This window comes from Pseudomonas sp. KB_15 (assembly GCF_052114525.1).
Lineage (GTDB): Bacteria > Pseudomonadota > Gammaproteobacteria > Pseudomonadales > Pseudomonadaceae > Aquipseudomonas.
Map to the genome: position 1 here is coordinate 19447 of NZ_JBFREX010000009.1, position 21631 is coordinate 41077.

The 21631-nt window shown below is 59.2% G+C and carries 22 protein-coding genes and 1 other RNA gene; 6 read left to right on the forward strand and 17 right to left on the reverse strand.

The features are described from left to right. Nucleotides 1-3 precede the first annotated feature (3 nt). From mraY to rsmI, 9 genes are all read right to left on the reverse strand, one after another. The gene (gene mraY / locus AB4Z35_RS11450; protein ID WP_007998264.1) at nt 4-1086 is read right to left on the reverse strand and encodes a phospho-N-acetylmuramoyl-pentapeptide-transferase; all 1083 of its coding nucleotides are present in this window, start codon (nt 1084-1086) and stop codon (nt 4-6) included. Next, nucleotides 1086-2453: a UDP-N-acetylmuramoyl-tripeptide--D-alanyl-D-alanine ligase gene (locus AB4Z35_RS11455; RefSeq protein ID WP_442097101.1), complete on the reverse strand. Its 1368-nt coding sequence runs from the start codon at nt 2451-2453 to the stop codon at nt 1086-1088. The genes mraY and AB4Z35_RS11455 overlap by 1 nt, the downstream gene beginning before the upstream one ends. After that, nucleotides 2446-3909, reverse strand: coding sequence for a UDP-N-acetylmuramoyl-L-alanyl-D-glutamate--2,6-diaminopimelate ligase (locus tag AB4Z35_RS11460; protein ID WP_442097102.1), 1464 nt, complete (start codon nt 3907-3909; stop codon nt 2446-2448). The genes AB4Z35_RS11455 and AB4Z35_RS11460 overlap by 8 nt, the downstream gene beginning before the upstream one ends. Then, a complete protein-coding gene (locus AB4Z35_RS11465) occupies nt 3909-5648 on the reverse strand; it encodes a peptidoglycan D,D-transpeptidase FtsI family protein (RefSeq protein WP_177318981.1) in 1740 nt (579 codons plus the stop codon). The genes AB4Z35_RS11460 and AB4Z35_RS11465 overlap by 1 nt, the downstream gene beginning before the upstream one ends. Then, on the reverse strand, nt 5648-5941 hold the full coding sequence (ftsL, locus tag AB4Z35_RS11470) for a cell division protein FtsL (RefSeq protein ID WP_007998257.1): 294 nt from the start codon (nt 5939-5941) through the stop codon (nt 5648-5650). The genes AB4Z35_RS11465 and ftsL overlap by 1 nt, the downstream gene beginning before the upstream one ends. Beyond that, nucleotides 5938-6885 (reverse strand): 16S rRNA (cytosine(1402)-N(4))-methyltransferase RsmH, encoded by a 948-nt coding sequence (rsmH, locus tag AB4Z35_RS11475; RefSeq protein ID WP_007989877.1) that lies wholly within the window; start codon nt 6883-6885, stop codon nt 5938-5940. The genes ftsL and rsmH overlap by 4 nt, the downstream gene beginning before the upstream one ends. Beyond that, complete coding sequence (mraZ, locus tag AB4Z35_RS11480; protein WP_007989875.1) at nt 6882-7337, reverse strand: division/cell wall cluster transcriptional repressor MraZ; 456 nt, start codon at nt 7335-7337, stop codon at nt 6882-6884. Before mraZ ends, rsmH begins: the two co-directional genes overlap by 4 nt. Before the next feature lie 448 nt (nt 7338-7785). Further along, an RNA gene (rnpB, locus tag AB4Z35_RS11485) (RNase P RNA component class A) lies at nt 7786-8139 on the reverse strand. A 75-nt stretch (nt 8140-8214) separates the two neighbouring features. After that, nucleotides 8215-9120, reverse strand: coding sequence for a 16S rRNA (cytidine(1402)-2'-O)-methyltransferase (gene rsmI, locus AB4Z35_RS11490; RefSeq protein WP_167362876.1), 906 nt, complete (start codon nt 9118-9120; stop codon nt 8215-8217). Nucleotides 9121-9297: 177 nt separating this feature from the next. Here rsmI and AB4Z35_RS11495 point away from each other — a divergent pair, with 177 nt between their 5' ends. The 4 genes from AB4Z35_RS11495 (at nt 9298) to AB4Z35_RS11510 (ending at nt 12744) form a co-directional block, all read left to right on the forward strand. Next, complete coding sequence (locus AB4Z35_RS11495) at nt 9298-11109, forward strand: penicillin-binding protein activator (protein WP_442097103.1); 1812 nt, start codon at nt 9298-9300, stop codon at nt 11107-11109. Further along, the gene (locus AB4Z35_RS11500; protein ID WP_007998249.1) at nt 11109-11471 is read left to right on the forward strand and encodes a YraN family protein; all 363 of its coding nucleotides are present in this window, start codon (nt 11109-11111) and stop codon (nt 11469-11471) included. The genes AB4Z35_RS11495 and AB4Z35_RS11500 overlap by 1 nt, the downstream gene beginning before the upstream one ends. Before the next feature lie 104 nt (nt 11472-11575). Beyond that, on the forward strand, nt 11576-12169 hold the full coding sequence (locus tag AB4Z35_RS11505; RefSeq protein ID WP_007972584.1) for a phosphoheptose isomerase: 594 nt from the start codon (nt 11576-11578) through the stop codon (nt 12167-12169). Further along, on the forward strand, nt 12166-12744 hold the full coding sequence (locus AB4Z35_RS11510) for a BON domain-containing protein (protein ID WP_103396238.1): 579 nt from the start codon (nt 12166-12168) through the stop codon (nt 12742-12744). Before AB4Z35_RS11505 ends, AB4Z35_RS11510 begins: the two co-directional genes overlap by 4 nt. A 162-nt stretch (nt 12745-12906) precedes the next feature. Here the strand turns inward: AB4Z35_RS11510 and AB4Z35_RS11515 are convergent, their stop codons facing one another. From AB4Z35_RS11515 to rplM, 7 genes are all read right to left on the reverse strand, one after another. Further along, nucleotides 12907-13320, reverse strand: a complete 414-nt coding sequence (locus AB4Z35_RS11515; protein WP_085715923.1) for a ClpXP protease specificity-enhancing factor — start codon at nt 13318-13320, stop codon at nt 12907-12909. A gap of 16 nt (nt 13321-13336) precedes the next feature. Further along, the gene (locus tag AB4Z35_RS11520) at nt 13337-13954 is read right to left on the reverse strand and encodes a glutathione S-transferase N-terminal domain-containing protein (RefSeq protein WP_007972581.1); all 618 of its coding nucleotides are present in this window, start codon (nt 13952-13954) and stop codon (nt 13337-13339) included. A 150-nt stretch (nt 13955-14104) separates the two neighbouring features. Beyond that, the gene (locus AB4Z35_RS11525) at nt 14105-14887 is read right to left on the reverse strand and encodes a cytochrome c1 (protein WP_442097105.1); all 783 of its coding nucleotides are present in this window, start codon (nt 14885-14887) and stop codon (nt 14105-14107) included. Next, complete coding sequence (locus AB4Z35_RS11530; protein WP_007998244.1) at nt 14887-16098, reverse strand: cytochrome b; 1212 nt, start codon at nt 16096-16098, stop codon at nt 14887-14889. The genes AB4Z35_RS11525 and AB4Z35_RS11530 overlap by 1 nt, the downstream gene beginning before the upstream one ends. Continuing rightward, complete coding sequence (gene petA, locus AB4Z35_RS11535; RefSeq protein WP_007998242.1) at nt 16098-16691, reverse strand: ubiquinol-cytochrome c reductase iron-sulfur subunit; 594 nt, start codon at nt 16689-16691, stop codon at nt 16098-16100. The genes AB4Z35_RS11530 and petA overlap by 1 nt, the downstream gene beginning before the upstream one ends. Before the next feature lie 268 nt (nt 16692-16959). Further along, nucleotides 16960-17352 carry a 30S ribosomal protein S9 gene (gene rpsI, locus AB4Z35_RS11540; RefSeq protein ID WP_003228056.1) on the reverse strand — a complete coding sequence of 131 codons (393 nt, stop codon included), beginning with the start codon at nt 17350-17352 and terminating at the stop codon, nt 16960-16962. A gap of 14 nt (nt 17353-17366) precedes the next feature. Then, the gene (rplM, locus tag AB4Z35_RS11545; protein WP_003228062.1) at nt 17367-17795 is read right to left on the reverse strand and encodes a 50S ribosomal protein L13; all 429 of its coding nucleotides are present in this window, start codon (nt 17793-17795) and stop codon (nt 17367-17369) included. 245 nt (nt 17796-18040) lie between these two features. On the opposite strand from rplM, the gene AB4Z35_RS11550 reads away from it, so the two are divergent. Then, on the forward strand, nt 18041-19081 hold the full coding sequence (locus AB4Z35_RS11550; RefSeq protein WP_442097107.1) for an NADP(H)-dependent aldo-keto reductase: 1041 nt from the start codon (nt 18041-18043) through the stop codon (nt 19079-19081). Nucleotides 19082-19185: 104 nt separating this feature from the next. Here AB4Z35_RS11550 and AB4Z35_RS11555 read toward each other — a convergent pair whose 3' ends face one another. Beyond that, the gene (locus AB4Z35_RS11555) at nt 19186-20322 is read right to left on the reverse strand and encodes an acyl-CoA dehydrogenase family protein (RefSeq protein ID WP_095965544.1); all 1137 of its coding nucleotides are present in this window, start codon (nt 20320-20322) and stop codon (nt 19186-19188) included. Nucleotides 20323-20468: 146 nt separating this feature from the next. Here AB4Z35_RS11555 and AB4Z35_RS11560 point away from each other — a divergent pair, with 146 nt between their 5' ends. Continuing rightward, nucleotides 20469-21464: a GlxA family transcriptional regulator gene (locus tag AB4Z35_RS11560; protein WP_007989851.1), complete on the forward strand. Its 996-nt coding sequence runs from the start codon at nt 20469-20471 to the stop codon at nt 21462-21464. Nucleotides 21465-21631: the final 167 nt, after the last annotated feature.

Genomic DNA, 21631 nt, shown 5'->3' on the forward strand with positions numbered 1-21631 from the left:
TTTCTACCTCAGCTTCAGGGTGGCAAGGCCAATCAGCACGAGAATCACGGTGATGATCCAGAAACGGACGATCACACGTGGCTCGGGCCAGCCCTTGAGTTCAAAGTGGTGGTGAATGGGCGCCATGCGGAACACGCGGCGACCGGTCAGTTTAAAAGAGGCGACCTGAATGACGACTGACAGGGTTTCCATCACGAACACGCCGCCCATGATGAACAGGACGATTTCCTGGCGGACGATCACCGCGATGGTGCCCAGGGCTGCGCCCAGCGCCAGTGCGCCGACGTCACCCATGAAGACTTGTGCCGGATAGGTGTTGAACCAGAGGAAACCCAGGCCGGCTCCGATCAGTGCGCCACAGAACACGATCAGTTCACCAGCGCCCGGTACATAAGGGATCAGCAGGTATTCGGCGAACTTCACGTTACCCGACAGGTAGCAGAAGATGCCCAGGCCGCCGCCAACCATCACCGTCGGCATGATCGCCAGGCCGTCGAGGCCGTCGGTCAGGTTGACCGCGTTGCTCGAACCGACAATCACGAAATAGGTCAGGACAATGAAGCCTGCGCCCAGCGGAATGCTGTAGTCCTTGAGCATCGGCAGGATCAGCGTGGTCTCCACCGGAGTGGCGGCTGTCACATACAGAAAGATCGCCGCGCCCAGGCCAAATACCGACTGCCAGAAATACTTCCAGCGGCTTGGCAGGCCACGGGAGTTCTTCTCGATCACCTTGCGGTAGTCGTCGACCCAGCCGATGGCGCCGAACAGCAGGGTCACCAGCAGTACGACCCAGACGTAACGGTTGCTCAGGTCAGCCCAAAGCAGGGTGCTGACACCGATGGACGACAGAATCAGCGCGCCGCCCATGGTCGGTGTACCCGACTTTGACAGGTGCGACTGCGGGCCGTCATTGCGAACGGATTGACCGATCTGACGGTTCTGCAACGTGCGGATCATCCATGGGCCATAGCACAGCGACAAAACCAGCGCGGTCAGTACACCTAGAATCCCGCGCAGGGTCAGGTACTGGAAGACCGCGAAGCCTTTGTAGAACTGTTGCAGATACTCCGCTAGCAGCAGCAGCATTAATGTTTCTCCAGACTGGACCCGCACAAGGCGGCGACGACGTTTTCCATCGCAGCGCTGCGCGACCCCTTGATCAAAATGGTGGTGTTTGTGTCTTGCTCGGCGCCCAGGGCCTTGATCAGTTCAGCCTGCGTGCTGAAATGAAAAGCCTGTGGACCGAATGCGTTCACGGCGTGAGCCATCATTGGCCCGACGGCGTACAGCGCAGAAACCTTGCCACGGGCGTACTCGCCCACGTCGCGGTGCCCCTGCTCCGCCCACTCGCCCAACTCGCCGATATCCCCGAGCACCAGGACGGTGCGACCGGAAAAGCCGGCCAGTATATCAACGGCAGCGCACATGGAGGTGGGGTTAGCGTTGTAAGTGTCATCGATCACGCGCATGCCATTGCTGGCCAATTGCGCAACGGTGCGCCCCTTGACCGGTTGCACCGCGCCAAGGCCGGTGGCGATACCGAACAGCGACACACCCAGGGCATGGGCGGCAGCGGCGGCGGCCATGGCATTGGCGACGTTATGGGTGCCGAGCAGGTTCAGTTGAACGCGCTCCACACCTTCAGGACTGTGCAGGTTGAACGCCGGGCAGCCACGGGCATCAGTGGCCAGGTCACTGGCGTAGAAATCGGCGCGGGTGTTGCTCAACGCAAACGTCAGCACTTTGCGATCACCGGCGCGTGCCTTCCAGATGCCGAATGCCTTGTCGTCGAGATTGAGAACGGCGACACCATCGGCATCCAGCCCTTCGATAATCTCGCCCTTGGCCTCGACGATCTTTTCCGGGCCGCCGAACTCGCCGACGTGGGCGGTCCCGGCGTTATTGAGAATGGCCACGTGCGGCTTGGTCAGGCCGACGGTGTAGGCAATTTCGCCCAGGCGCGAGGCGCCCAGTTCGATCACGGCCGCAGTGTGTTCCGGCGCCAGCTCGATCAATGTCAGCGGTGCGCCGAGGTCGTTGTTCAGGTTGCCACGGGTCGCCAGCACTGCGCCGCGCGTGCGCAGGATGCTCGCCAGCATTTCCTTGACCGTAGTCTTGCCGCTGGAACCGGTGATGGCTGCAACGGGTTGGGTGAACGCGGCACGATTCAACGCACCCAGTTGCCCCAGTGCCTGACGGGTGTCCTTGACCAGCAGTTGCGGCAGCGTACTGTCGGCGACTTCACGTTCGACCAGCGCTGCGACGGCGCCTTTGGCCGCCACGTCATTCAGATAATCATGGCCATCGAAACGTGGCCCGGTCAGGGCAATAAACAGCTGACCCGGCTTGATCGCACGACTGTCGATGCTGACACCGTCGAAACCGGCATCGACGGATACCAGGCGAGCATTCAGCGCGCCGGTCAGTTCGCTCAGCTTCAAGGCCTTAAGCATGGGCCACCTCCCACGAGGTCAAGGCATGATCGGCCTCGACCAGATCGGAGAAGGCGTGACGCTCGCCGTTGATTTCCTGATAGTCCTCGTGACCTTTGCCGGCCAGGACAATCACGTCGTCCACCGAAGCGCTGGCGATCAAACGGGCAATCGCCTGACCACGACCGGCAACGAACTCCACTTTATCCACAGCCGCGAAACCGGCACGGATGTCATCGAAAATCACTGACGGATCTTCCGTACGCGGGTTGTCATCGGTCACCAGCACGCCATCGGCCAGGCGCTCGACCACTTCGGCCATCAACGGACGCTTGCCGCGATCGCGGTCACCGCCACAACCGAACAGGCACAGCAACCGGCCCTTGGCGTGTGGACGCAGGGCCAGCAGTACTTTCTCCAGCGCATCCGGGGTGTGGGCGTAGTCGACCACCACCAATGGTTGCGAGCCACCGCCCAGACGCTGCATGCGCCCGGCAGGGCCTTCGAGCTTCGGCAGCACCTTGAGAATTTCGTCCAGGGCGTAATCCAGACCGAGCAACGCGCCGACCGCCGCCAGGACATTGCTCAGGTTGAAGCGACCGAGCAAGGTACTGCGCAAGTGGTGCTCGCCCTGTGGCGTGACCAGCGTGGCGCGCACGCCTTCGTCGTCGAATTGCGCCTGGCGGCAATACAGGTAGGCGCTGGAATCTTCCAGGCTATAGGTGATCAGCCGCGACTCGCACTTGTCGGCGGCCAGTTGCCGACCGAACTCGTCGTCGAGGTTGACCACGCGGCATTTCAAATCATTCCAGGCAAACAGCCGGGCCTTGGCTTCGCCGTAAGCCTGCATGGTGCCGTGGTAATCCAGGTGATCGCGGGACAGGTTAGTCATCACCGCCACATCGAAGGCCAAAGCGGTCACGCGGCCCTGGTCCAGGCCATGGGAAGAAACCTCCATCGCCACGGCTTTGGCCCCGGCCTTTTTCAGGTCCGCCAGGGTCGCTTGCACGGCAATCGGGTTCGGCGTGGTGTGCAGACCGCTTTCCAGCGCGCCGTAAAAACCGGAACCGAGCGTGCCGACCAGGCCGCAGTGCTGGCCGAGCAGGTCCAGTGCCTGGGCGACCAATTGCGTCACGCTGGTCTTGCCGTTGGTGCCGGTCACGCCCACCAGGTTCAGGTGATGGCTCGGCTCGCCATAAAAACGCCCGGCGATGTCCGACAGTTGCGCGGCCAGACCTTTGACCGGAATCAACGGCACTTCAGTGATCGGCAAGACCGTGGCGCCTTCTACTTCATAGGCCACCGCAGCAGCGCCGCGTTGCAAGGCGTCGGCAATATGCGCGCGCCCATCGAATTTCCCGCCCGGCACGGCGAGGAACAGATCGCCCGCGCGCACATTGCGGCTGTCCAGGGCGAGTTCGCGAATCAGCAGATCGTGGCCGGCGTGGGGGAATATTTTGTTCAGGCTCAGTGACATCAGCCGCGCCCTCCATTAGCTTTCAGCGGAACGACCGGTGTTGCGTTCGCTTGTTGAGTGGGTGGCAGGTTGTCCGGCGTAATGTTCATCAGGCGCAGGGTGCCCGACATCACGCGACTGAACACCGGCGCGGAAACCAGGCCACCGAAGTAACCGGCCTTGGTCGGCTCATCGATCACCACCACTATGGCGTAGCGCGGATCACTCATCGGGCCGAAACCGGCGAACAACGAGCGGTACGAGTTCTCGGCGTAACCCTTGGTGCCGACCGACGTTTTACGTGCAGTACCCGACTTGCCTCCCACGTGATACGCCGGCACTTGCGCGCGGAACACGCCGCGCGGGGCCTCGATCACTTGTTGCAGCATGCCTTGCATGGTTTTCGCGACCGCCTCCGGCAACACCTGGGTGGTTTGCGGCGCCTTGTCGGTCTTGATCAGGGTCAGCGGCGCGAGGCGGCCGTTGTTGGCCAGGGCCGAGAAGGCGTGGACCAGCTGGATCGCAGTCACGGAAATACCGTAGCCGTAGGACAGCGTGGCAGTTTCTGCCTTGCGCCATTCGCGGTAGTTCGGCAGGTTGCCGACGCGCTCGCCCGGGAAGCCCAGGCCAGTGTCCTGACCGAGGCCGACCTTCTGTGCCAGACGGAAAATGGTTTCACCGCCGATGTCGAATGCGACCTTACTCATCCCGACGTTACTGGAGTTGATCAGAATGCCGGTCAGGTCGAGCACCGGGCCTTCGGTCTTGGATACGTCCTTGATGGTGTATTTACCAATCTGCAAGCTGCCCGGGTACACCTCGACGGTATCGCTCGGTTTCCAGCGCCCGGTTTCAATCGCGGCGCTCATGGAAATCGCTTTCATGGTCGAACCCGGTTCGAACACGTCGATCATCGCGCGGTTACGCATCATCGCCGGTTGCAGGTTGCGACGGTTGTTCGGGTTGTAGGTCGGCTGGTTGACCATTGCGAGAATCTCGCCGGTCTTCACGTCCATGATCACCAGGCTGCCTGCCTTGGCGCCGTTCTCGATGATCGCGTTGCGCAATTCGCGGTTGGCCAGGTATTGCAGGCGCAGGTCAATGGACAACGCCAAGGGCTTGCCGGCCTTGGCGTTTTTGGTGACCTGGACATCCTTGATCAGCCGGCCGCGCCGGTCCTTGATCACCTGACGCTTGCCGGGGACCCCGGCCAGCCATTCGTCGTAGGCCAGTTCGACGCCTTCACGACCGTGATCGTCAATGTCGGTAAACCCGACCATATGGGCGGTGACTTCGCCGGCAGGGTAAAAGCGCCGGAACTCTTCGATGCCGTAGACGCCTGGTACTTTCAGGTCGAGCACGGCCTGACCCTGCTCAGGCGTCAGCCCGCGCACCAGGTAAATGAATTCTTTGTTGGCCTGGGCTTCAAGACGCTCGGTCAGGGCTTTGGGATCTTGCCCCAGCGCGGCGGCCAGTGCTGGCCACTTGTCTTTTTCCAGCTGCATTTCCTTGGCGTTGGCCCACAGCGTAGTCACCGGGGTACTGACGGCCAAAGGCTCGCCGTTACGGTCGGTGATCAGGCCACGGTGAGCCGGAATCGGAATATGACGGACGCTGCGCGCATCGCCCTGACCTTTGAGGAAGTCACGGTCGACCACCTGCAAGTCGATGATGCGCCAGGCAATCGCGGCTACCATGATGCCGAGCAACCCCAGCACCACGCGGAACCGCCAAGGAAAGAGTGCGCCTTCGAGTTTCATCATGGTGCCACCATCTTCACGTCAGCGGCGCCGGGAATGTGCATTTTCAATTGTTCGGTAGCCAGCACTTCGATACGGCTATGGGCCGTCCAGGTGCTCTGCTCCAGAATCAACCGGCCCCACTCGGCCTGGGCCTTGTCGCGCACGCTCAACTCGTTGTACAGCGAGTTCAGCAACTGGCGATTCCAGTGTGCGCTGTAAGACACGCCGATAGCCGACACGAGCACGCCGACAAACAGCAGCAGCATGAAGAAGCTTCCGCCGGGCAGTGGCTTGGCGAAAAGCTTGCTCACCGCAGCTTCTCCGCCACACGCATGACAGCGCTACGGGAACGTGGGTTGGCTTTGAGTTCGGCGTCAGAGGCCGTCTGCGCTTTGCCATGGACTTTGATTTTCGGTTCGAAGGCGACATGCCGAACCGGCAGGTTGCGCGGCAGGTTATCGGCTTCGCCTTTCACCAGTTTGCGCATGAACAGTTTGACGATACGGTCTTCCAGCGAGTGGAAGCTGATCACCACCAGGCGACCGCCCACTTCCAGGCAATCCAGTGCGGCTTCGAGGCCGGTTTCCAGATCACCCAGTTCGTTGTTGACGTGAATACGCAATCCCTGGAATGCACGGGTTGCAGGGTTCTTGCCCTTTTCCCATGCCGGGTTGGCGACTTTCAGGACTTCGGCCAGGTCACCGGTGCGTTCGAATGGCTTGATGTCGCGGCGCTCGACCACGGCACGGGCCATGCGACCGGAAAAACGCTCTTCACCGTATTCCTTGAACACCCGGGCGATTTCTTCCACGGGAGCGGTGTTGACGAATTCGGCAGCGCTGATTCCGCGGGACGGATCCATGCGCATGTCCAGCGGACCATCGTTGAGGAAACTGAAACCGCGCTCAGGATCGTCAAGTTGCGGCGAAGACACGCCCAGATCGAGCAACACACCGCTGACCTTGCCGTTCATGCCACGCTCGGCCACTTCGGCACCGAGTTCGGCAAAGCTGCGCTGCACAACGACAAAGCGGCCGTCTTCGGCCGCTAGCGTCTGCCCGGTGGCAATCGCTTGTGGATCTTTATCGAATCCGAGCAACCGGCCATCGGGACCGAGCTGACTGAGGATCAACCGGCTGTGCCCGCCGCGCCCGAACGTGCCGTCCAGATAGCAGCCATCAGGACGTACGGCGAGAGCCTCGACGGCTTCGTCAAGCAGTACGGTGATGTGGTTAAAGCCGCTATCAATAGTCACAGGATCAAATCACGCAGTTCATCAGGCATCGCGCCCGGTTGTTGAATGGCAGCCAGGTCAGCGGCAGAAACCGCGTTCCAGGCATCCTCGTCCCACAATTGGAACTTGTTCAGTTGGCCTACCAACATCGCGTGTTTATCCAACTTGGCATATTCACGAAGACGCGGCGGAACCAGAAAACGACCACTGCCATCGAGCTCGAGGTCGACGGCATTACCAATCAGTAAACGTTGCAGGCGGCGGTTCTCTTCACGAAGCGAAGGCAGTGCGCGCAGTTTGGTTTCAATAATTTCCCACTCATCGAGCGGGTAAACACACAAACATGGATCAACGGCATCAATCGTGACGATCAACTGACCGGAACTACGCGAAACGAGCTCGTCACGGTACCGGCTCGGCATGGCGAGACGGCCCTTTGCATCGAGACTGATAGCGTTGGCTCCGCGAAACACGTCAGCGTTTCTCCAAATTCTAGCGTTTTGAGTTCAAAAAACCCACTTCATGCCACTTTTCGCCACTTGTGCACACTATAGGAATGCGCCCACCACACCGTCAAGGCGCGGGTTAAAGGAAAACCCTTACAGAACTGAGATTTAGGAGCATTGAAGGAGGAGCAACGAGAATCCGGCAGATGAAACTGTCCGATAACTTGAATCAGCACGGAAGGCTGCGTTCGGAAGTTAAAGTAATTTATTAAGAGTAAGATTTTTTTGGTATTACAAAAGAGGTTCTGCGGATGAATGTGTAAGGAGGGAAACCGGTGCTGCGTGGAGTTTGTGTGATTCCTACAAGCGCGGGCTAATCGATATCACAAAACCGCTTCTCCCGACGTTTGTGCAAGGAGGGAAATCCCTATCACCATCCCCCTTGCTCAATGATTTAAGCAGAGGGGAGAAAAAGGTGGAGAGTCGATCTGTAAGCCGGGTTCTGTCTTGAACAGTCATTCGTCTACGATGGCCATCACTGGACATCTTTAGCAACCTACCCGGTCCCAGCGCGGGCCACGCCTTGGGACCCTATTTGGTCTTGCTCCAAGTGGGGTTTACCTAGCCACGAACTGTTGCCAGACGTGCGGTGCGCTCTTACCGCACCTTTTCACCCTTACCGGCGCCGAAGCGCTTAGGCGGTTATTTTCTGTGGCACTTTCCGTAGGCTCACGCCTCCCAGGCATTACCTGGCACTTCGCCCTATGGAGCCCGGACTTTCCTCCCCCCCCTAATTTTCATAGAGGGCAGCGACTGTCCGATCGACTCTCCGCTGCGAAGGTTACCGGCAGAGCGCCCGAAGAACAAGCGCTAAGCGCCTTGGAGCACGTCTGTGCGTCGGGTTTTACTCGCCCTTCTGCTGATCCAGCGCGATCTGGTACAGCACATTCTTTCGCTCGCCGGTGATTTGCGCCGCCAACGCTGCCGCACGCTTGAGCGGCATTTCTTCGAGCAACAGGTTGAGGATGCGCATTGCCTCACTGCTGACGGCACCTTCCTCCTCGGGAGCGGACCAGCCCGCCACCAACACCACGCACTCGCCGCGCTGCTGATTGCTGTCCGACTCGACAAACTCGCGCAACTCCGCCAGCGGCAGCCCCTTGAGGGTTTCAAACGTCTTGGTCAGCTCACGGGCAAGTAGTGCCGGGCGCTCGGGGCCGAACACCAGCTCCATGTCTTGCAGGCATTCAAGGATGCGATGAGGAGCCTCATAGAAGATCAATGTGCGAGGTTCTTCCTTTACCTGCTCGAGGCGCGCTCGCCGACCCACAGCCTTGGCCGGCAGAAAACCTTCGAAAATGAAACGGTCGGAAGGCAGCCCCGCCGCCGATAACGCCGCAATCAACGCGCAGGCGCCCGGAACCGGCACCACATTGATCCCCGCAGCCCGGGCCTGCCGCACCAGGTGATAACCCGGATCGGAAATCAGCGGCGTCCCGGCATCAGAGATCAACGCCACGTTGTCACCAGCAAGCAGACGAGTGATAAAGCGACTGCCTTCATCCCGCTCGTTGTGTTCATGGCAGGCCGCCAATGGCGTCGCAATGCCGAAGTGTTGCATCAAGCGCTGGGAATGGCGGGTGTCTTCCGCGGCGATCAAGGCCACTTCACGCAGAATCTTCAGCGCCCGCGCACTGATGTCATCCAGGTTGCCGATGGGCGTCGCCACCACATAAAGCGAGCCAGCAGCGGAATTCAAAGCACCTGGAGCAGTCAAAGCGCACACCTCATGATCGGTAAAAGTCGCCATTGTAGCGCGTAGCGAGGCTCGCGATACGCGCAAGCAAACGCGGCATCGGCGACCGATTGTGCGCTGGCGCAACATTTACACCAGCTAAATTGACCGATTCATGCCAGTAACATCGCGCCCCGGCCAGTGCTTGGGTACAATTCCACGCTAATTTGATCGAGTATCAGGAACGCTTACATGATCGCTTGCCTGCGGCTGTTATCTGCCCTCTGCCTTGCTGCCTTGCTGGCGGCTTGCGCCAGCTCGCCCTCCTCCAGCCTTGGCGAACTTCCACGGACACCGGACGCCAGTATCGAGCAGTTGCTTGAGAAGGCTGCCCAAAGCAAGTCACCGGAAGATGCGGCCCTGCTGCGCTTGAGCGCTGCCGACCTGGCCTATCACCAGGGCAATGCCGGCCAGTCCGCGCAAATCCTGCAACAGGTCCCCATTGAGCAACTCAAGCCGGGCCAACAGATTTTCGCCAGCACCCTGGCGGCTGAATTGGCCATGACCCGCAACCAGCCCAAGGCCGCGCTGACCGCCTTGAGCCATCCGAGCATGCAACGCTTGAGCGAACTGCCCGCCGAACAACAGGTCCGCACCGGCACCGTTCACGCCCGGGCCCTTGAGGCCGATGGCCAGACCCTTGCCGCTGCTCGGGAGCGCATTTTCATCGCCCCGATGCTCAAAGGTGAAGCTGCGAGCAAAAACCACGAAGCCATCTGGACCCTGATCGCTTCGCTGCCGACCGAGCAGTTACAGCCAAACACCACCGACGATCTCGGCGGCTGGATGGCCCTGGCGCTGGCAGTGAAATCCGCCGGTACCCTGGAGCAGCAACAAGCCGCCATCGACAACTGGCGCGCGAAGAATCCGAAACACCCGGCAGCCATTCAATTGCCGCAGCCACTGACCCAGCTCAAAGAACTGGCCAGCCAGCCCCTGAACAAGATCGCCCTGCTGCTGCCTCAGGACGGCCAGTTGGCCTCGGTCGGCAAAGCACTGCGCGACGGCTTCATGGCCGCTCATTACCAGGCCCAACAGGCCGGGCAGAAACCACCCGCCATCGAGTTTTATGACAGCTCGCGCCTGACCTCCATGGACGAGTTCTACCGCAAGGCCCAGGCCGATGGTGTGCAACTGGTCGTCGGCCCGCTGGAGAAGCCGCTGGTGAAACAGCTGAGCTCTCGCCCGCAATTGCCGATCACCACCCTGGCGCTGAACTACAGCGAGGGCGATCAAGGCCCGGCGCAGCTGTTCCAGTTCGGTCTTGCCGCTGAAGACGAAGCCCGCGAAGTCTCGCGCCGCGCTCGCGCCGACGGCCTGCATCGCGCAGCCATCATGGTGCCGAAAGGTGAATGGGGCGACCGCGTGCTCAAGGCGTTCAGCCAGGATTGGCAAGCCAATGGCGGCACCATCGTCGCCACCGAACGCGTCGATCAACCGGTCCAGTTGGCCCAGCAGATTGCCGACATGTTCCAGCTACGTCAGAGCGAAGGTCGCGCCAAGAGCCTGCAAAGCACGGTTGGCTCTCAAGTAGCCGCCCAGCCATCGCGCCGCCAGGACATCGAGTTCATTTTCCTTGCTGCAACGCCGCAACAGGCCCAGCAGATCAAACCGACCCTGAACTTCCAGTACGCAGGCGATGTGCCGGTCTACGCCACTTCTCACGTGTTCAGCGCCAGCGGTGACGTCAACCAGTACAACGACATGAATGGCATTCGCTTCTGCGAGACGCCATGGTTGCTGGACGCCAATGATCCACTGCGCCGCCAGGTCACTGCCCAATGGCCTCAAGCCGCCGGCAGCCTGGGGCGCCTGTATGCGATGGGCGTGGACGCCTATCGACTGGCGCCGCGCCTGGGCCAGCTCAAGTCTCTGCCGGACAGCCGCATCGACGGTGAATCGGGCAGCCTTGGCATGTCTCAGAGCCAGCGGGTCGTGCGCCAGTTGCCATGGGCCGAGTTCGCCAATGGCCAGGTTCAGCGCCTGCCGGACACCCCTCGCTGATGCCTGACAGGTCACGCCAGCAAAGCGGCAAGGATGCCGAGCGCCATGCGCTCGAGCATCTTCAACAACAGGGTCTGCGCCTGCTGGCGCAGAACTGGTTGTGTAAACGCGGCGAGCTTGATCTGGTCATGCTAGATGGCGATACAGTAGTATTCGTTGAAGTCCGCTACAGAAAAAACACTCAATGGGGTGGCGCGCTCGATAGCATCGATGTGCGCAAACGGCAAAAACTGATTTTCGCCGCGCAGTATTTTCTTCAGTGCGAGTCGCGCTGGGCCAATTCCCCTTGCCGCTTCGACGTGATTGCCATCGACAGCAACCTCGATCAGTTGAACTGGCTACAGAATGCCTTCGACGGCTGATCGCCGGTATTGCGAACCGGACACTATCACCCAACACTTTTGCTCTTTGCTTTGCGGGCTGCACATTCATGTGCCGAACAGCCGCGCTAATTAAGGTCACACAGATGGACATGCAATCCCGAATTCGCCAGCTTTTTCAGGCCAGTATCGACACCAAGCAACAGGCGATGGAAGTACTTGCACCGCACATCGAGCAAGCCAGCCAGGTCATGGTCAACGCCCTGCTCAACGAAGGCAAAATGCTTTCCTGTGGCAACGGCGGCTCTGCCGGTGATGCCCAGCACTTCTCGTCCGAGCTGCTCAATCGCTTTGAGCGCGAGCGCCCGAGCCTGCCGGCCATCGCCCTGACGACCGACAGTTCGACGATCACCTCGATCGCCAACGACTACAGCTACAACGAAATCTTCTCCAAACAGATCCGTGCACTCGGCCAACCGGGCGATGTGTTGCTGGCTATCTCCACCAGCGGCAACTCGGCCAACATAATTCAAGCGATCCAGGCCGCACATGATCGCGAAATGATTGTCGTAGCATTAACGGGGCGTGATGGCGGCGGCATGGCGTCGCTGCTGTTACCCGAGGACGTCGAGATTCGCGTTCCGGCCAACGTCACCGCTCGTATTCAAGAAGTCCACCTGCTGGCGATCCATTGCCTTTGCGACTTGATCGACAGCCAATTGTTCGGGAGTGAAGAATGACCCCTAATCGCCTTGGCCTACTGGCCTTGACCCTGTGCCTCGGCATCAGCGGCTGCACCTCGGTAGTGACTGCCAGCCGTGAGGCACCGATTGAAGATGACCGCGGCACTCGCACGCTGGGCAGCAAGATCGACGATTCCCTGATCGACACCAAGGTTGGCGTGAACGTCGCCAAGGCCGACCCAGCCCTGGATAAAGACTCACACATCGTTGTCACCAGCTTCAACGGCGTCGTGCTGCTCGCCGGGCAAACGCCACGCGCAGACCTCAAGGCCAAGGCCGAACAGGCCGCTGCCGCTGTTCAGCGCGTGAAGCAGGTGCACAACGAACTGCAAATCCTGCCACCCTCCTCGTTGCTGGCACGCCAGAACGACACCTGGCTGACCACCAAGATCAAGACCCAGATGCTTGCCGATGCGAACATCCCCGGCTCGCGCATCAAGATCGTCACTGAAAACGGCATCGTCTACATGCTGGGCCTGCTGACCAAACAGGAAGCTGCGCAGGCGACCAACCTGGTGCAAGGCGTTTCCGGCGTGCAGAAGATCGTGAAGCTGTTCGAGTACATCGACTGATCCACATCTTGCAGGAGCGAGCTTGCTCGCGAAAAACGTCCGGTGAATGCGCTCATTCAGACAGCCCGCGTCATCGTTCACGCCCATCGCGAGCAGGCTCGCTCCTACATCGTTTGAAGGTGGTGAAAAAAAAGGGTGATCCTTGCGGATCACCCTTTTTTTTTATTTCACCACCTTCAAACTCGGTCGACCGCTTGGACGCGGTGGCTCACTGTCGGGTGGTGGAAGATCGTCATCCGGTTCGATCTCTTCGTCCTCGCCCATCGGCGATTCCAGATCAAACACCATGCCCTGGCCATTCTCCCGGGCGTAGATGCCCAGGATCGATGCAATAGGCACGTACAAGGTGTGCGGCACGCCACCAAAGCGCCCCTCGAAACTGACCGCCTCGTTGTCCATGTGCAAGTGGCGCACGGCCTGTGGCGATACGTTCAGGACGATCTGTCCGTCACTGGCAAAACCCTGAGGCACCTGCACCGACGGATACTCGGAATTGACCAGCATGTGCGGGGTGCAATCGTTGTCCACAATCCACTCATAGAGCGCGCGGACCAGATAAGGTCGACTGGAGTTCATAGCGGCTCCTTAAGCCTTAGCGCATGTCGCGTTCGACACCAGACAGACTCGCCTGGAAAGCCTCACGCGCAAACTGGCGCTCCATATAATCAAGCAGCGGCTTGGCCGGCCGCGGCAGTTCTATACCCAGGATCGGCAATCTCCAGAGTATTGGTAGTAGGCAGCAGTCCACCAGACTTTGTTCCTCACTGAGGAAAAACGGCTTGTCGGCAAACAGTGGCGACACACCCGTCAGGCTTTCGCGCAACTCTTTGCGAGCCACGGCTCGGGCCGCTTCCTTGGTCCGTGAATCCAGAATCAGGTCCACCAGACCACACCAGTCTCGCTGAATGCGGTGTATCAGCAGGCGACTGTTGGCACGCGCCACGGGATAAACCGGCAGTAGCGGCGGGTGCGGGTAACGCTCATCCAGATATTCCATCACCACAGTCGACTCCCACAACGCCAGGTCACGATCGACCAGGGTGGGCAAGCTGCCGTAAGGGTTCACCTCAATCAGTTTAGGTGGCTGGCGTCCAGCTTCCACGTAAATGATCTCGGCGCTGACACCCTTCTCTGCCAGTACGATGCGCACTCGGTGGGAATAGTGGTCGGCGGGGTCGGAGTAACAGGCCAACCGATTGGTCACGCCCATGGCGATCCTCCTCGCTTGTAAAAATTATCGAAAGCGGAAAAACGAGCGCGCCCAGAGGGCGCCTCCCGTAACGACTGGATCACCAGGTTCGCTACATCTTCAGAGGCGCCCTTGGGCGMGCGCGATTAACAGCAATAGCTTGAAGCTTTATCAGTGCACGTCTTTCCAGTATTCGCGCTTGAGCAGGTAAGCGAAGACGAAGAAGAATGCCAGGTACAACAATACGTACGTACCAATGCGCTGATGTTGCAGCTTAACCGGGTTAGCCGAGTAAGCCAGGAAGGTTACCAGATTCTTGACCTTCTCATCGAACTGCTCTTCAGTCAGGGCACCGCTTTTCGGCACGATGGTCAGTTGATCACACGCTTCATGAGTCAGCTTCGCACCAGTCAACGGATCGTATTGCTTCTTGCCGTCTTCGACGATCTGAACCTGTTTGCAACCGACGACCTGGCGACCTTGCAGGCCGGCCAGGACGTTAGGCATGCCCACGTTCGGGAAAACCTTGTTGTTCACCCCCCATGGGCGCGAAGGATCTTCGTAGAACGATCTCAGGTAGCCATAGAGCCAGTCGGTGCCGCGAACACGGGCAACCAGGGTCAGATCCGGTGGCGCCGCACCGAACCAGGCCTTGGYGTCCGCCGGCTGCATGCCGATGCTCATGTGGTCACCGATCTTGGCACCCGTGAACACCAGCTTTTCCAGCATCAACTCATGGGGAATGCCCAGGTCGTCGGCAACACGCTCATAGCGTTGGAACTTGGCACTGTGGCAACCCATGCAGTAGTTGGCGAACGTACGCGCGCCGTCCTGCATGGCTGCTTTATCGGAAACGTCGATGTCGACTTTTTCCAGCTCAGGACCACCGTGCTCAGCTGCGAAAGCGAACACTGGCAGCGCAGCAAGCATCAATACAGCAAATAGTTTTTTCATCAGCCAGTCACCCTTTCCGGAACCGGTTTGGTCTTCTCGAGCCGGGTGTAGAACGGCATCAGAATGAAGTAGGCGAAGTACAGGAAGGTACATACCTGCGACAGCAACGTACGCTCAGGGGTTGGGGCCAATACACCCAGCACACCCAGGATCACGAACGCGATGCAGAACACCCAGAGCCAGATCTTGCTCAGCCAGCCTTTGTAGCGCATCGACTTGACCGGGCTACGGTCCAGCCATGGCAGGACGAACAGCACAGCAATGGCCGCGCCCATGGCGATCACACCGAAGAGCTTGTCCGGAACCGCGCGCAAGATGGCGTAGAACGGGGTGAAGTACCAGACCGGAGCGATGTGCTCTGGAGTCTTGAAGGCGTTCGCCACTTCAAAGTTCGGCTTTTCGAGGAAGTAACCGCCCATTTCCGGGAAGAAGAACACGATCGAGCAGAAGATGAACAGGAACACCACCACGCCGACGATATCTTTCACGGTGTAGTACGGGTGGAAGGCAATGCCGTCCAGCGGTATGCCGTTTTCGTCCTTGTGTTTCTTGATGTCCACGCCGTCCGGGTTGTTCGAACCAACTTCGTGCAACGCCAGGATGTGCAGCACCACCAGACCCAGGATAACGATCGGCAGGGCAACCACGTGCAAGGCGAAGAAGCGGTTCAGGGTAATACCGGAAATCAGGTAGTCACCACGAATCCACTGGGTCAGGTCGTTGCCGATGACCGGAATCGCACCAAACAGCGAAATGATTACCTGGGCACCCCAGTAGGACATCTGACCCCACGGCAGCAGGTAACCCATGAAGGCTTCGGCCATCAGCGCCAGGTAGATCAGCATGCCGAAGACCCACACCAGTTCACGCGGCTTCTGGTACGAACCGTAGAGCAGGCCACGGAACATGTGCAGATAGACCACGATGAAGAACGCCGAAGCGCCGGTGGAGTGCAGCAGACGCAGGATCGAGCCGTACTCGACGTCGCGCATGATGTATTCGACGGAGGCAAACGCCTCTTCCGCCGACGGGTTATAGCTCATGGTCAGCCAGACACCGGTAACGATCTGGTTGACCAGGACGAGCAGCGCCAGGGAGCCAAAGAAATAGAAGAAGTTGAAGTTCTTCGGAGCGTAATACTTGCTGAGATGGTCTTCCCACATCTTGGTTGCGGGAAAGCGCGCGTCAACCCAATCCATGAACTTGCTCATCACGCTTTCTCCGTATCGACGCCAATGACAATGATGTCGTCGGTCTCATAGGAATGCGGGGGAACTGGCAGGTTCAAAGGCGCAGGTTGCGACTTGTAGACGCGGCCAGCCAGATCGTAGTGGGAACCGTGGCAAGGGCAGAAATAACCGCCTACCCAGTCTTTACCCAGATCCGCAGGTGCCACTTCGGGACGGAAGGTCGGCGAGCAACCCAGGTGCGTGCAGATACCAATCAGCAGCAGAACCTCAGGCTTGATCGAACGGGTTTCCGGATCAACGTAAGTCGGTTGTGTCGAGTTCTTGGAGGTCGGGTCAACGAGCTGGCCCTCGATCTTCTTCAGATTCCCCAGGATTTCCGGTGTACGGCGGACGATGAACACCGGCTGGCCGCGCCACTCAGCAATCATCTGCTGGCCTGGCTCGATTTTGCTGACATTCACTTTCACCGGTGCACCTGCGGCTTTCGCCTTGGCACTGGGAAACCATGACCCCACGAACGGGACCGCAGCCCCCACCGCTCCTGCAGCACCCACCACGGATGTGGCTGCTACCAAGAAGCGACGCCGGCCTGCATTCACGCCGTCATTGCTCATTCAGTCCTCTCCCATCAGCTTTGTGGCCTGTTAAATCAGGCATCTACTAAGTAAATCTGTGTACTTATAAAAATTTTGCCGAATGGTAATGAAAAGCCCCAATTCTGACAAGGTAATTACCGGAACCCATCACCCCCAAGCCTTGTAGTATAGGGCGTCTACGGATGTGGCAAGTTGTCACAGCGCAATTCTTTGATAAATCGCAGGCACAAAAAAACGCCCAGCTCCGTGAGGAAACTGGGCGTTCTTTTTTGAACGTGAAAGCGAATTAACGCTTCGAGTACTGCGGACGCTTACGCGCTTTACGCAGACCGACTTTCTTACGTTCAACTTCACGAGCATCGCGGGTTACGAAGCCGGCTTTACGCAGGGCGCTGCGCAGAGTCTCGTCGTAGTCCATCAGAGCGCGAGTGATGCCGTGGCGGATTGCGCCAGCCTGACCACTTACACCACCGCCGATCACGGTGACGTAGATGTCGAACTTCTCGACAGTCTCAGTCAATTCCAGCGGCTGACGAACTACCATGCGGGCAGTTTCGCGGCCGAAGAAATTATCCAGCGAACGGTTGTTGATGGAGATGTTACCAGTACCCGGACGCAGGAAAACGCGTGCGGTTGCGGTCTTGCGACGGCCAGTGCCGTAATTTTGAGTCGCCGACATAATGAACTATTCCGTTAAATCTTCAGTTCTTGGGGCTGCTGAGCAGTATGAGGGTGTGCAGCGCCCGCATAGACTTTCAGCTTACGGTACATGTCGCGACCCAGCGGGTTCTTAGGCAGCATGCCTTTGACCGCGGTCTCGATCACGCGCTCAGGGGCCTTGGCGATCAGCTTTTCAAAGTTGATCGACTTGATGCCGCCCGGGAAACCGGAGTGGGAGTAGTACATTTTGTCAGTGGTTTTAGCACCGGTAACACGGATCTGCTCAGCGTTGATTACGACGATGTAGTCGCCGGTGTCAACGTGAGGAGTGTACTCAGGCTTGTGCTTGCCACGCAGACGGCTCGCGATTTCGGTGGCCAGACGACCCAGGGTCTGACCAGCAGCGTCGACGACAAACCAGTCGCGCTTTACTGTTTCCGGTTTAGCAGTAAAAGTTTTCATTCTTTATAGCCTCAGGGGCCGCCCTGTAAATTAGACGGCGGATCTTACTGAATAGTGCGTACTTTGACAAGTCAAAGGCAGCCGGATACAGACGCTTTCGGGGGCTCGGGTCGGCGCGTCCGTTCAACGGCAAGATTCTTCGGCGGCGGCGCATCACTTCCACTGCAGAAAGAGGTGCGCAATTATGCAGATTGCGAAAAATAATTCAACCTGCTTTTATGATTGTTTTGCCCAAGGAGCACCCGATGGACTATCGCCAGCTAGGCCGAACCAATCTGAACGTGAGTGCCCTCTGCCTCGGAACCATGACCTGGGGCGAGCAAAACAGCGAGGCAGACGCCTTCGCCCAGATTGAGCGGGCCAAGAGCGCCGGGATCAACTTCATCGACACCGCCGAGATGTACCCGGTGCCGCCCAAGGCCGAAACCTACGCCACCACCGAACGCTACATCGGCAATTACTTCAAAAGCCGCGGCGACCGCGGCGACTGGATCCTGGCCAGCAAGATCGCCGGCCCCGGCAACACCATCGACTACATCCGCGACAAGAACCTTCGGCACAATCGTCAGCACATCACCGAAGCCGTGGACGCCAGCCTCAAGCGCCTGCAGACCGATTACATCGACCTGTACCAGTTGCACTGGCCGGAACGCAGCACCAACTTCTTTGGGCAACTGGGCTACAAGCACAAGATCGAAGCCAACCTGACCCCGCTGGAAGACACCCTCGAAGCGCTCGACGAACAGGTGAAGGCCGGCAAGATCCGCCACATCGGCCTGTCCAACGAGACGCCGTGGGGCACCATGCGCTTCCTGGCCCTGGCCGAAGCCCGAGGCTGGCCGCGCGCCGTGTCGATCCAGAACCCGTACAACCTGCTCAACCGCAGTTTTGAAGTCGGACTGGCGGAAATCGCCATCCGCGAGCAATGCGGCCTGCTCGCCTACTCGCCGCTGGCGTTCGGTTTCCTGTCCGGCAAGTACGAAGGTGGCGCCCGCCCGCCAAAAGCTCGCCTGAGCCTCTACAGCCGCTTCAGTCGCTACTTCAACCCACAGTCTGAAGCCGCCTGCAGCCGTTACGTGGCTCTGGCTCGCGAGCACGGCCTGGACCCGGCGCAAATGGCCCTGGCGTTCGTGACGCAGCAGCCGTTCGTGACCAGCAACATCATTGGCGCGACGACAATGGAGCAACTGGAAAGCAACATCGCCAGTTTCGACTTGAAGTTGTCGGAAGAAGTGCTGGAGGGGATCGAGGCGATTCACAAGGATCACCCGAATCCGGCACCTTGATTGATCTCTAAACCCATTCGCGGGCAAGCCCGCTCCCACAAGGACTACGCTGTACCTGTGGGAGCGGGCTTGCCCGCGATGGCGTCTGGCCTGCCCAACTCAGATCAAAGCGACCGCGCAATGATCTCCTTCATGATCTCGTTCGTCCCGGCATAGATCCGCTGCACCCGCGCATCCGCCCACGCCCGGGCAATCGGGTACTCCCACATGAACCCGTAGCCACCGTGCAACTGCACGCATTCATCGAGCACCTTGCATTGCAGGTCAGTGCCCCAGTACTTGGCCATAGCCGCCGTCGGCACGTCGAGCTTGCCTTGCAGGTGCAGTTCCAGGCAGCGGTCGACGAAGACCCGGCCGATCTGGATTTCCGTGGCCATCTCCGCCAGCTTGAACCGGGTGTTCTGGAAATCCGCGATCGACTTGCCGAATGCCTTGCGCTCGCGGGTGTAGTCCAGCGTCCATTGCAGCGCCGCTTCGGCTGAAGCCAGCCCGCCAACGGCCACGGTAAGGCGTTCCTGGGGCAACTCCTGCATCAGGTAGGCAAACCCCATCCCGGCCTGGCCCAGCAGGTTTTCCTTGGGCACACGCACGTCCTGGAAGAACAGCTCCGAGGTATCCTGGGCTTTCATCCCGACCTTCTCCAGCCGCTTGCCCTTGTCGAAACCTGGCGTATTGGCTTCCACCAGAAACAGACTGGTGCCCTTCGCGCCGGCCTTCGGATCGGTCTTGGCGACGACGATCACCAGATCGGCCAGGTAGCCGTTGGTGATAAAGGTCTTGGAGCCGTTGATCACGTACTCATCGCCATCGAGCACGGCCGTGGTTTTTACCCCTTGCAGATCGGAACCGGCGCCCGGTTCAGTCATGGCGATTGCGGTAACCATCTCGCCGGACACCAGTTTCGGCAGGTATTTCTGCTTCAGCGCTTCACTGCCGTAATGCAGGATGTACGGCGCCACGATGTCCGAATGCAGGGAAAAACCGATGCCGGTCAGGCCAAGTCGCCCCACTTCCTCGATCACCACCGCACTGTAGAGAAAGTCCGCCCCCAGGCCGCCATACTCTTCCGGCAGGTGCGAGCAGAGCATCCCTGCCTCCCCTGCCTTGTTCCACAGTTTGCGGTCGATATAGCCTTGTTTTTCCCATTGACCATGGAACGGCACCGCCTCCTTTTCGAGGAACGTTCGCACGCTGTCGCGGAAAAGCTCGTGCTCGGAACTGAACAGGGTTCTGGGGATCATGCGGCACCTTTTCTTTGTTTTTAGAAGGAGTTGACCTTCAGAGACTATGCCTCGCTTCCGATACAGGACACTGGACACATCCGACAAAAAATAAGACGATCCAGCCGTCTGGTGACCACTTCCCCCTATAAAAATAAAGTTGAATTATGTCTAACCAAGCCTCCACGCCCCTGCGGCGCGTCAGCATCCTGGCCATTGACCGGGTTTTCGCTTCCACTCTCCTGCAAGCCAAGGATTTCTTCCATCTCGCCAGCCTGCGCTACGGCAAACAGCTGGGCCAGGGCCTGACACCGGCGTTCGAAACCCGCCTGGTCAGCCCCGATGGCAAACCGGTCAGCACCTTCAGCGACGTGTTGATTCCGGTGGATGGCGGACTGGAAAACGCCGACATCATCGTTCTTCCTGCGTTCTGGGACGATTTCGACAGCCTTTGCAAACGTTACCCGCAAGTCCTGCCCTGGCTGCGCCAGCAACATGCGCGCGGCGCCGTACTGTGCGGCGAGGCGACCGGGGTTTTCTGGCTGGCCGAAGCCGGGCTGCTCAATGGCAAGGAGGCGACCACCTACTGGCGCTTCTTCAATGCCTTCGCCGAACGCTTCCCCCAGGTTCAACTCAATCAGGACAAGCACCTGACTGATGCCGACAACCTGTACTGCGCCGGCGGCACCACTTCAGCATGCGACCTGTACATTTACCTGATCGAGCGCTTCTGCGGCGCCAATGTGTCCCAGGCCGTAGCGCGGGACATTCTGTATGAGGTACAGCGCAGTTACTCGCCAGGACGCATCGGTTTTGGCGGGCAGAAGCTGCACCAGGATGTGATCATCCTGCAGATCCAGCACTGGCTCGAAGAACACTTTGCCGACAAGTTCCGTTTCGAAGACGTCGCCCGCGAACACGGCATGAGCATCCGCAACTTCATGCGCCGCTTCCAGACCGCCACCGGTGACAAACCGCTGCATTACCTGCAACGCCTGCGCATCGAAACCGCCAAGGGCTTGCTGTCCGGCAGTCGCAAGAGCATCAAGACCATCAGCTACGAAGTCGGTTACGACGATGCGAGCTTCTTCGCCCGGTTGTTCCGCCAGCACACGGAGTTGTCGCCGAACCAGTACCGGCAGCAGTTTCAGCAAGCTGCATAAACCCTAACGCCCACCATTTGCAATGTGGGAGCGAGCCTGCTCGCGATTGCGTCGGCACACTCAGCAATGATGTGACTGACACACCGCTATCGCGAGCAAGCTCGCTCCCACAGGGGATTGCGGTGAAATTGAGGTTTCTTCAGTGCATAAAAAAGGCCTGCAAACGC